The 9,581-nt window shown below is 71.0% G+C and carries 11 protein-coding genes; 3 read left to right on the plus strand and 8 right to left on the minus strand.

Annotated elements, in window-relative coordinates; genetic code table 11:
* Positions 1-1,023 (minus strand): M28 family peptidase (locus AX692_RS06815; RefSeq protein ID WP_155646279.1); only part of this gene is annotated, 1,023 nt, incomplete at its 3' end.
* Positions 1,020-1,781 carry a 3-hydroxybutyrate dehydrogenase gene (locus tag AX692_RS06820; protein ID WP_073975668.1) on the minus strand — a complete coding sequence of 254 codons (762 nt, stop codon included), beginning with the start codon at positions 1,779-1,781 and terminating at the stop codon, positions 1,020-1,022. The genes AX692_RS06820 and AX692_RS06815, both read right to left, overlap by 4 nt.
* A gap of 100 nt (positions 1,782-1,881) precedes the next feature.
* Between AX692_RS06820 and AX692_RS06825 the strand changes: the two genes are divergently transcribed.
* Together AX692_RS06825 and AX692_RS06830 are read left to right on the plus strand one after the other, a co-directional pair.
* Positions 1,882-2,769: a neutral zinc metallopeptidase gene (locus AX692_RS06825; RefSeq protein ID WP_073976967.1), complete on the plus strand. Its 888-nt coding sequence runs from the start codon at positions 1,882-1,884 to the stop codon at positions 2,767-2,769.
* A gap of 5 nt (positions 2,770-2,774) precedes the next feature.
* On the plus strand, positions 2,775-3,260 hold the full coding sequence (locus AX692_RS06830; protein WP_073974738.1) for a hypothetical protein: 486 nt from the start codon (positions 2,775-2,777) through the stop codon (positions 3,258-3,260).
* Positions 3,261-3,346: 86 nt separating this feature from the next.
* Here AX692_RS06830 and AX692_RS06835 read toward each other — a convergent pair whose 3' ends face one another.
* Both AX692_RS06835 and AX692_RS06840 read right to left on the minus strand, forming a co-directional pair.
* The gene (locus tag AX692_RS06835; RefSeq protein WP_073974735.1) at positions 3,347-5,056 is read right to left on the minus strand and encodes a M56 family metallopeptidase; all 1,710 of its coding nucleotides are present in this window, start codon (positions 5,054-5,056) and stop codon (positions 3,347-3,349) included.
* The gene (locus AX692_RS06840; RefSeq protein ID WP_073974734.1) at positions 5,053-5,466 is read right to left on the minus strand and encodes a BlaI/MecI/CopY family transcriptional regulator; all 414 of its coding nucleotides are present in this window, start codon (positions 5,464-5,466) and stop codon (positions 5,053-5,055) included. The genes AX692_RS06835 and AX692_RS06840 overlap by 4 nt, the downstream gene beginning before the upstream one ends.
* Positions 5,467-5,591: 125 nt before the next feature.
* On the opposite strand from AX692_RS06840, the gene AX692_RS18955 reads away from it, so the two are divergent.
* A complete protein-coding gene (locus AX692_RS18955) occupies positions 5,592-7,184 on the plus strand; it encodes an esterase-like activity of phytase family protein (RefSeq protein ID WP_081095188.1) in 1,593 nt (530 codons plus the stop codon).
* Here AX692_RS18955 and AX692_RS06850 read toward each other — a convergent pair.
* The 4 genes from AX692_RS06850 to AX692_RS06865 all read right to left on the minus strand — a co-directional run.
* Positions 7,181-7,564 carry a PaaI family thioesterase gene (locus AX692_RS06850; protein WP_073974733.1) on the minus strand — a complete coding sequence of 128 codons (384 nt, stop codon included), beginning with the start codon at positions 7,562-7,564 and terminating at the stop codon, positions 7,181-7,183. The genes AX692_RS18955 and AX692_RS06850 overlap by 4 nt on opposite strands.
* Entirely contained in the window at positions 7,561-8,130 is a 570-nt protein-coding gene (locus AX692_RS06855; protein ID WP_073974732.1) for a TetR-like C-terminal domain-containing protein, read from the minus strand. Before AX692_RS06855 ends, AX692_RS06850 begins: the two co-directional genes overlap by 4 nt.
* Before the next feature lie 17 nt (positions 8,131-8,147).
* Entirely contained in the window at positions 8,148-8,606 is a 459-nt protein-coding gene (locus AX692_RS06860; RefSeq protein WP_073974731.1) for a YiiD C-terminal domain-containing protein, read from the minus strand.
* Between the two features lie 86 nt (positions 8,607-8,692).
* Positions 8,693-9,581: C13 family peptidase (locus tag AX692_RS06865; protein ID WP_073977607.1), on the minus strand; the 889-nt coding region annotated here is incomplete at its 5' end.

Raw genomic sequence — 9,581 nt, forward strand, 5'->3', positions numbered from 1 at the left:
GAAGTAGATGTCGCGCCCGAGCGGCGCGCCCGCCTTCAGTCGCCGCGCCAGTTCGAGCATCATGGCGATGCCGCTGGCATTGTCGGCCGCGCCGTTGCAGATCCGGTCGAGCGCGCCCGCCGGGCCGCACTCGCCGAGGTGGTCCCAGTGTCCCAGCACCAGCACCGCGCCCGTACCCGGCGCGCTGCCGGGGATCATGCCGATGATGTTCTGGCTGGCGAACTCGCGGCGGTCGCTGGTCGCTTCGAGGCTGACCGCGAGGTTGAGTTCGATCGGCGCGAAGGCGCGGTCGGCGGCCTCGGCCTTCCACGCCGCCCAGCGGCGCGCGCCGATCACCTCGGCGAAGGCCTTGTCGGTGATGTAGGCGGCGAGATTGTCCTCCTCCTCGCTTGCCAGCAGCAGGCGCGGGCGCTCGGCGGCGGCGCGCACGGCGGCGAGCGCCTCGCCATCGGGGACGACGGTGAGCACGGCGGTCGCGCGCTGGCGGAACAGCGCGTTGCGGCGTTCGGTGTCGCGGCCCTGGTCGGCGAGCATCACCGCCACCGCGCCCGCCAGCGCATCGCCGAGCACCGAGCCGTCGCCATAGCCGACGAACACCACCGGCACCCCCGTCCCCGGCCCGCCGAAGGCGAGCGCGCGGCGGCGCGGGGTGTAGACCGCGGCATCGGCAGCCGGAACCGTCACCCGCCGCCGCCCCTGGCCGAGCACCAGCGCGGCGGTTTCGGGCTGGATGCCGAGCAGATCGACCGGCAGCCGCCAGTAGGAGCCCGGATCATTGGTGCCCGAGACGAGGCCGGCCTCGCCCATGCGCTGTTCGATCCACGCCGAGGTGTCGCGCCCGCCCGGCGTTCCCGGCCTGCGGCCCGCCATCGCGTCGGAGGCGAGGACGGCGATGTCCGCCTCGAGCCGTGCGGCGATGGCGGCGCGGTCCTCGGGCGGCAAGCTCGCCGGGCGCGGGGATGAGGGCGCGCAGGCAGCAAGCAGCGCCAGCAGGATCAGGACAGGGCCGCGCGAAAACCTCATTCGGCGGTCCAGCCCCCGTCGATCGCGTAGCTCGCCCCCGTGATCCCGCGTGCGGCCGGCGTGCACAGGAACACCGCGAGCGCGGCGACATCCTCGGGGGCGATGAACTGCTTGGTCGGCTGCTTGGCCAGCAGGATGTCGTTCATCACCTCTTCGCGCGTCATCCCGCGCGCGGCCATGGTGTCGGGGATCTGGTTCTCCACCAGCGGCGTCCAGACATAGCCCGGCGAGATACAGTTGGCGGTGATGCCGTGGGTCGCAAGCTCGAGCGCGATGGTCTTGGTGAAGCCCGCAAGGCCGTGCTTGGCTGCGACATAGGCGCTCTTGAACGGCGAGGCGACGGCCGAATGCGCGCTCGCGGTGTTGATGATCCGCCCCCAGCCGCGCTCCTTCATCCTCGGCACCGCGAGGCGCGTGGTGTGGAAGGCGGCGGTGAGATTGAGCGCGAGGATCGAGTCCCACTTGTCGGCCGGAAAGGCCTCGATCGCGGCGACGTGCTGCATCCCGGCATTGTTGACGAGGATGTCGATGGGGCCGATCTCCCCCATCATCGTGGCGATGGCGGCCGCGTCCATCAGGTTGGCGCCGTTGTAGAGCGCCCCCAGCTCATCGCACAGCCGCGCGATCTCGCCAGGGTCGCCCAGCCCGTTGAGGATCACCTCCGCGCCCTCGGCCGCCAGGGCGCGCGCCACCGCCAGCCCGATCCCCGAGGTCGAGCCGGTCACCAGGGCACGCTTATCCTTGAGCATTCGCCGCATCTCCTGCACGCATCGGCTATTGGGGTTCGCTTTTGCCGCCGCAAACGCGGCTGTCCAACAAAATTGTTGCACGATTACGGGCTGCGGGGAGGAATTGGAAATGCGCTTGGGGCCGTTCGACACTTCACGGATCAATGTCCGCTCCTCCGATGGCGGCGGCGGGGGCGGCATGGGGGGCGCGCGCGGGATCGGCTGCGGGACGCTGGTGATCGCGCTGATCGGCGCGGTGGTGTTCGGGCTCGATCCGATGCAGACCATCGGCGTGCTTCAGGGGGTCCAGCAGCAGTCCGCGCCTGCGCAGGGCACCGGCGGCAGCGGTGGGCGCACATTGAGCGAGGAGGAGGTCTGCACCTCCAGCGACTATGCGCGCGAGGCGTGCAACGCGCTCACCAGCCTCGATGCGACCTGGGCGGCGACCTTCGAGCGCGCCGAGATCGCCTTCGAGCAGCCGGTGCTCGATCTCTATCGCGGCGGGCAGGTGACGACCGGGGGCTGCGGCAGCGCGAGCGCCGCCGTCGGCCCGTTCTACTGCCCGGCCGACAAGGGCATCTACATCGACACCGGCTTCTACGACCAGCTCGCACAGATGGCGGGCACCGGAGGGGATTTCGCGCGGCTCTACGTGATCGCGCATGAATATGGCCACCACATCCAGAACCTCACCGGCATCGCGGGCCAGGTGCGCGCCGCCCAGCGCGGCAATCCGGCGGCCGCCAACCGCCTGCAGGTGGCGATGGAACTTCAGGCAGATTGCTATGCAGGGATGTGGGCGGGCAAGAACCGCCAGCTTATCGAGGCGGGCGATTTGGAGGAGGGTTTGAAAGCCGCGAGCGCGATCGGCGACGATACCCTCCAGCGCAATGCGGGTCAGGGCGTCAATCCCGAAAGCTTCACCCACGGCTCCAGCCGCCAGCGCATGGAGGCGCTGCGGAGGGGGCTCGAGGCGACGGACGACACCGCTTGCGAAGTTTTCTTTGAAGGAGGTTGATGATCATGCGCCCTGTCCTCTTGGCTACCCTCGCCGCTCTGGGATGGGCCTTTTCGGCACCCCTTGCCGCGCAGGTCATGCCCGAGCCCGACGCCAAGGAGGTCGCCAAGACCCCCTTGCGCGATCTCAACATCGACGCGCGTGACATCCCGGAGGTGCTGCAGGCGGCGGTTCGCGATCCCTACCGGACCGACGGCTTTGCCAAGTGCGATGCGCTGGTGAGCGCGATCGCCGAGCTCGATATGGTGCTGGGCGCCGATTACGACATTGCCCAGGACGACGGCGAGAAGCGCATCAGCGAAGGGCGGGTCGGGCAGAGCGTGGTCGGCTCGTTCATCCCCTTCCGCGGGCTGGTGCGCGAGGCGAGCGGCGCGGCCGAGGCGGACCGCAACCTGCGCGCCGCCTATACCGCGGGGATGGTGCGGCGCTCGTTCCTCAAGGGCTGGGGCCTGGGACGAGGCTGCGCCTATCCGGCGCGACCGAAGAACTAGGGCGCAAACAGCAGCAAGGGGCGGGCAGCAGGGGGGACGACCCCACTCCCCGCCCCCCGCCGGGGCTCCCGATCGGCCCTTGACCCTCAGCCTTCCTTGCCGCTGCTCCAGTGGCTGATCTGGACATCGAGGGTGCGCAGGATCTGCTTGCGGGTTTCCTCGGGGATGTCCTTGTCGGCGGCGATCTCGGCCCGCGCTTCCTCGAGACCCTTCCGCGCCGAGGCGTAGATGCGCTGGCGGCAGATGCTGACGATCTGCGTGCCGTCCTTGGTGGTGGACTCCGAGACCTCCTCGCTTCCCGGCTTGCACTCGTGCTTGACGATCACGCGCGGCTGGCGACCGGCCTCGGCGCGGGCGCTGGCGGCGCTGGCCTGGGCTTCGGCGATGATCCGCGGCAGATCGGCGAGCGCCTTGTCGGCCTCGGCCAGCCCGGCGCGCATCTCGGCGAGCATTTCCTCGCGTTCGGCCTTGTCGAGGCCTTCGAGCCCCTCGAGCTCGCGGGCCAGTGCCTCGCCGTCGGGGTGACCGCGGGTGACGATCTTGACGCGGCGTTCCTTGCCCTCGGCATCACGCCAGACGCGTTCGGTGACGCGGGTTTCGCCGGGTGCGGCGGGCGCATCGGGATCGATCACAAGGACCGAGGGCGGCGTCGGCGGCTCGGGAGCCTCGGGCGGTTCCGGAGCCTCGGGCGGCGACGGCGGTGCGGGGGGCTGCGGCGGCTCAGGCGCTTCGAGGACGCTCTCGCCGTCACTGGCCGCATAGGTGATGCTGGCGGTCAGCGGCAGGGCAAGGAGCCCCGCGCTGAGCAGCGCGCGGCCGGCCATGCGGCGGCGGGGGGTGGGATCGGACATGGACAGGCTCCTCAGACGGTGGATGATCGATTTCTCGCCGAGCACCGGGCAGGCCATCGGCGCGGTGAGCGCGGCGTGGTGGGCGCTGCCGGGGGCGGCAGCGAAGCGGGCGATGAGCGCGGCATAGGCGGCCTTCTCCTGCGCGCCGCGCCGGGCCATGACCCGCGCATCGCACGCCGCCTCCTGGTCGCGCCGCAGCGCGAGCCAGCCGTAGCGGCCGAGCGGGTTCCACCAGTGCAGCGCGAACAGCGGCTGGACGAGGATGTTGACCAGCAGATCCCCACCGCGGTGATGCGCGAGCTCATGCGCCAGCGCGAGATCGCGCCCGGTGCGGTCGTGGAGCGCGAGGAAGCCTGGCGGCAGCGCGATCACCGGATCGAGCACGCCCATCGCCAGCGGCGCATGGGTGGCGGGCGTCTCGACGAGGCGCACCGGCATGCCCATGAGGCCCCGCGCGCGGCCGAGCTCGCGCCCCTCGGCTAGCAACCCGTCGCGCAGGGAGAAATAGGCGGCAAAGCGCAGGCCGAGGAACACTGCCGCCCCGCCGAGCCACACCAGCAGCAGCATCTCGACCACAGGCCAGTCGGCGAGCAGCGCGAACAGGTCGAAGCCGGGCTCGCTCGCGGGTGCCGCTGCGAGCGACGTCACCGCGACCGGCGCGGTGTCGGCGGGCGGCGCGGCGGCTGCGGCGTTCTGCCACAGCCCCGGATCGCTGACCGGCGGCGCGGCGGCGACATCGGGCGCGGGCGGCGCGGGAGGGGCCTTGGCGGGCGCCATCCATGCGGGCAGCACCACCGGCGGCACGATCAGGCGCAGCAGCGGCAGCGCCCACAGAGCATAGGCCGCCTCCGGGCCGAGATGACGCGATACGGGGCGGCGCAGTACCAGCACCGCGGCGATCAGCACGCCGGTCCAAACCAGCGTCTGGAGCAGCACCGCGCTCACGACCTCAACTCCCTGAGCAGCGCCTCGATCTCGGCGAGATCATCGGCAGTCAGCGCCTCGGTCTCGGCGAGGTGCGCGACCAGCGAGGCGGCGCGGCCGCCGAACAGGCGGTCGACCAGCCGGCGGCTCTCGCCGCCGACGTAATCCTCGCGCGCGATCAGCGGCGAATAGAGGAAGCGGCGACCATCGGGCTCGGCCGCGGCGGCGCCCTTCTGGACGAGGCGCGAGAGCAGGGTCTTGACCGTGGCAAGGCTCCAGCCGCGGGCCGCGCACACATCCTCGCACACCTCGGCGGCGGTCTGGCGCGGGCGATCCCACAGCACTTCCATCACCGCATGCTCGGCATCGGTGATGCGTTCGCCCGCCCCGGTCTGGGGCCCGGTCTGGGCGCTTTCCTCGGATGCAGACACGGCAGCGTCCTCCTCGCTGTTGATTACACCTGTAGTCACAGCGATTACGGAAGTAAACCTTGCCCGCGCCTGAACGGCGCCTCTCGCGGCTTGCGCTTCGTTGAAGCGGCGATACACCCGGACGAATGACATGGACGCCCAATCTCGCATCAAGGAGCACCGCGCTCGCCGCCCTTGCCCTGATCGCCGCGCCGCTCGCCGCACAGGCAGACGATGCCTTCCTGCCCGAAACCGCGACTGCCGACCTCGGCGCGGCCGAGGCCGGCGTGCTGACCTTCCGCGGCGGGGTCGAGATCGCGCCCGACAAGGCCGATATCGGCGGAATCTCGAGCCTCGAATGGCACGGGGATTCGCTCTTCGCCATCACCGATGACGGGCGCTGGATCGAGCTTGCCATCGACGAGGTGCAGGGCCGGCTCACCGATGTCGCGGGCGTGCGGCTCGGGCCGCTGCGCGACGCGAAGGGCGCGGGCGTCGACGACAAGACGCGCGGCGATGCCGAGGCGCTCACCCGGCTGCCCTCGGGCGAATGGCTGGTCGCCTTCGAGCAGCAGCACCGCATCTGGCGCTATGCCGAGCTCGAAGGCCCGGCAACCGGCGACTACACCGGGGCGTCCGCGCTGTTCCCTGCCAAACCCTCGAACGAGGGGATCGAGACGCTCGCAGCCTACCCCGGCGGCGTGCTCGCCTGCGGGGAATGGGCCGACCCTGCCCGGCCCAATTGCCTGCGCATCACCGATAGCGGCGCGGTTGCCCCCTTCACCCTTTCCGCGCCCCAGGGCATCGCGGAGCATGGCGGCGTGCCGACCGACGCGAGCTGCGCGGGCGACGGCACCTGCTATGTCCTCTTGCGCAGCTACACCCCCGCCGATCCGCCGGGGATGCGCAACCGCACGGCGATCATGTCGCTCGCCCCCGACAACACCGCGACCACCCTCGCCGTGCTCTCTCCGCCGCTGGCGCTCGACAATTTCGAGGGGCTGGCGCTGCGCGAGGAGGCGGGCGGGAGGGCGCTCTACCTGATCTCGGACGACAATCTCGACAATTGCCGGACGCGCGCGCACGACAGGTGCCAGCGCACGCTGCTCTACAAGTTCGCGCTCCCCGGCCCGCAAGCCGCCGCGGCCGATCCCGCCCTCACCGCCCGTCCGGGGGTGCGTCCCTTCCCGCAAGCCGCGAGCGTGACCGTGGTGCTCGAGACCGAACTCGGCCCCGTCACCATCGCATTGGAGACCGAACGGGCGCCGGTGACCGCGGGCAATTTCCTGCGCTATGTCGACGAGAAGCGCCTCGACGGCACGACCTTCTACCGCGCGATGAATCTGGACGGCCCGCGCCAGCCTTCCGGGCTGGTGCAGGGCGGCACGCGCGGCGATCCGCAGCGCGTCCTCCCCAAGATCGCCTTCGAATCCACCGCGGTGACCGGCCTCACCCATGCCCACGGCGCGCTGTCGATGGCGATGGCTGCGCCGGGTGACGCCGACGGGGACTTCTTCATCATGATCGAGGACCAGACCGGCTTCGACGCCGATCCGGCCGCAAGCGATCCGGCATGGCAGGCGGGCTACGCCGCCTTCGGCTATGTGACGGGGGGCATGGACATCGTCGCCCGGGTGCTCGCCGCCCCGCGCGACCCCGAGGCGGGCGAAGGGGTGATGAAGGGCCAGATGCTTCGCCCCGAGGTGAAGATCATCTCGGCGCGGCGGGTGGAACCCTAGAGCACCAGTTGCGTCTGGATCACCACCGCGACCGGCTTGCCATCGGCGGTGTCGATCGTGGTCTGCCACACCGACATGCGCCTGCCGGTCTTGAGCGGCACGCTGCGCCCCTTCACCAGGGTGCCGACCGGCGCGGCGCCGAGGAAATTGGTCTTGCTCTCGATCGTGGTGGTGCCCTTTGCGCCCTCGGGCAGGCAGGTAACCGCGCCGACCGCGCCAAGCGCATCGGCGAAGGCCATGATCGCCCCGCCATGCATGATCCCGCCAGCGGTGCACAGGTCCTCGCGGACGGTGATCTCGCCCTCGACCCCTTGGGCCGAGCCGGCCGTGACGGTCACGCCCATCAGCTTCGAGAAAGGCATGGCATCGGCTGGGTTCATCGTTTCGTCTCCTGTGGCGGGACAAGGCCCGCGATCTGCAATACCTCGGCGGCAAATTCCTCGTCGCTGCGCATCCGCAGCATCCCGGCGCGCTGCAAGCCGATCGCGCCGTGAGCGAGCATCCACACCCGCATCACTTGGCGCCGCCGCGTGTCGTCGTCCGCGCCCGGCGTCGCGAGCGCATCGAGGGCGACCGCGATCACCCGGTCGACCGCGGCGCGCAAGGCGGGAACGGCGTTGATCTGGTCGTGGTTGCGCCCGGTCATCACCGCGTAGAGCCCCGGCTGGCCGAGCGCGAAGCGGACATAGGCGGCGAGGAAACCGGCCGGATCGGGCGCGGGCGCAAGGCATTCGGCCAGCTGCGCAAAGCCGCGCGCCGCGAGGGCGGCCAGCAGGGCCCCGCGGTCGGAATAGTGGTTGTAGAGCGCCCGGTGCGCGACCCCCAGCCGTTCGGCAAGCGAACGCAGCGAGAAGCTCGCCGAGGGGTCCTCGGCCACCAGTTCCAGCGCGGCATCGAGCGCGGCCGCGGAAAGGTCGCCGTGGTGATAGGCTGCACGCCGGGTCATGCCTCGCGTTTAGGTGCTCAGGCTGCCTGCGCCAAGGACGAGACATGCCAGTCGACGCTCATCTGCGCGACTTCGCGCCCGGCGGAGTCTTCCATGGTGATGGTGACGGGGAAGCGCACCTTCCCTTCGCCATCGAGCGCGGCGAACAGCGCGACCTTGTCGCCATCGACTGCGGCGTGGGCGGTGATCGTGCCCTTGGCGGGCCGGACATAGGCGATGGTCGAGCTCGCCGCGACCGGGCGCAGGGCGGCGAGGCGTTCGAGGAACATCCCTGCCATCGCCGCGCCCGAAGCGGCCTCGGCCAGCGTGAACAGTGCGCCTGCGTGCATCGTGGCGATGTGGTTGGAGGTGTTGTGGCTCTGTTCGAGCGTAGCGGTCGCGGTGCCTGCCCCGATCTCGGCGAGCGTCACGCCGACATGGGAGGCAAAGGGGACGATCGCGGAAAGCTGGGCCTTGAGGGCATCGAAAGGGGTCATGCGAATCGCCTCGTATGGATTATGTATCCACTGGATACATTGAGTCCGGACAAGGTCAAGGCCGTGCTGAACGGCTGCGGCATTCCCTATTCCTTGAAGGCCGGGCGGCCGACCGGCTGGCTCGGCTCGCGCGGCATCGCGGCCTCGATCACCGGCAGCCACGCGCGCGCGTTCATGCCCACGTTGACCTGCGGAAGCGAGGCGAGGAAGCGGGCCTTGGCCTCCCACTCGGCGACCGAGCGGCTCGCGGCGCGCGCGGCCTCCTCGAGACCCACCGGCTGGCGCAGCGCGCGGTTGATCAGCGCGTCGCCAAAGAAGGTCCAGTCGTTCTCGGCGAGGCAGCCGAAGGAGCTTCGCGTGCTCGCCGCCGCGGTGAGGATCGCGGTGTCGGGGCTCGCCAGCACCGGCACGAAGACGCCCGAGTAGCACGCCGAGAGGATCAGCACCCGCCGCCGGATCCCGGCCTCGGCGAGCGCCTCCTTCAGCCCCTTGGGCGAGAGCACGCCGTAGCCGCTGTCGCCCCAGTGGTAGGCCAGCCCGAGGTCGTTGCCGTGGCTGGTGGTGTAGAGGACGAGCACGTCCTCACGCACGTCCATCACGCTGCCGAGGTGAGCGATGGCGAGGCGCAGCGCGGTGATCGAGCCGTGCGGGGCATCGTCGCGGGCGCCGTCGGGCCCGGCGAGGGTCAGCGTGCGCCCCTCGGCACCGTAGCGCGCTCCGAGCACCCGCCCCGCCTCGCGCGCCTCGCGGGCGAAGACCGGATCGCTGTCGAGCGCGATGGTGAGGACATAGGCGTCGGGGGTGCCGGGGCGCTGGGGCCTGATCGCGGCCAGCGCGGCATCGAGCCGCCGGCTCTGCGCGCGCATCTCGGCGGCCGAGACCCCGCGCCGCAGCTCGGGCGAGAGCTCGTAGCTCTGCCGCCGCTCGGCCATGGTCTTGCCGCTGCCGAGATCGGGGAACGGCACGGTGTGCGGC

The sequence above is a fragment of the Erythrobacter donghaensis genome, from assembly GCF_001557325.1.
Classification (GTDB): domain Bacteria; phylum Pseudomonadota; class Alphaproteobacteria; order Sphingomonadales; family Sphingomonadaceae; genus Erythrobacter; species Erythrobacter donghaensis_B.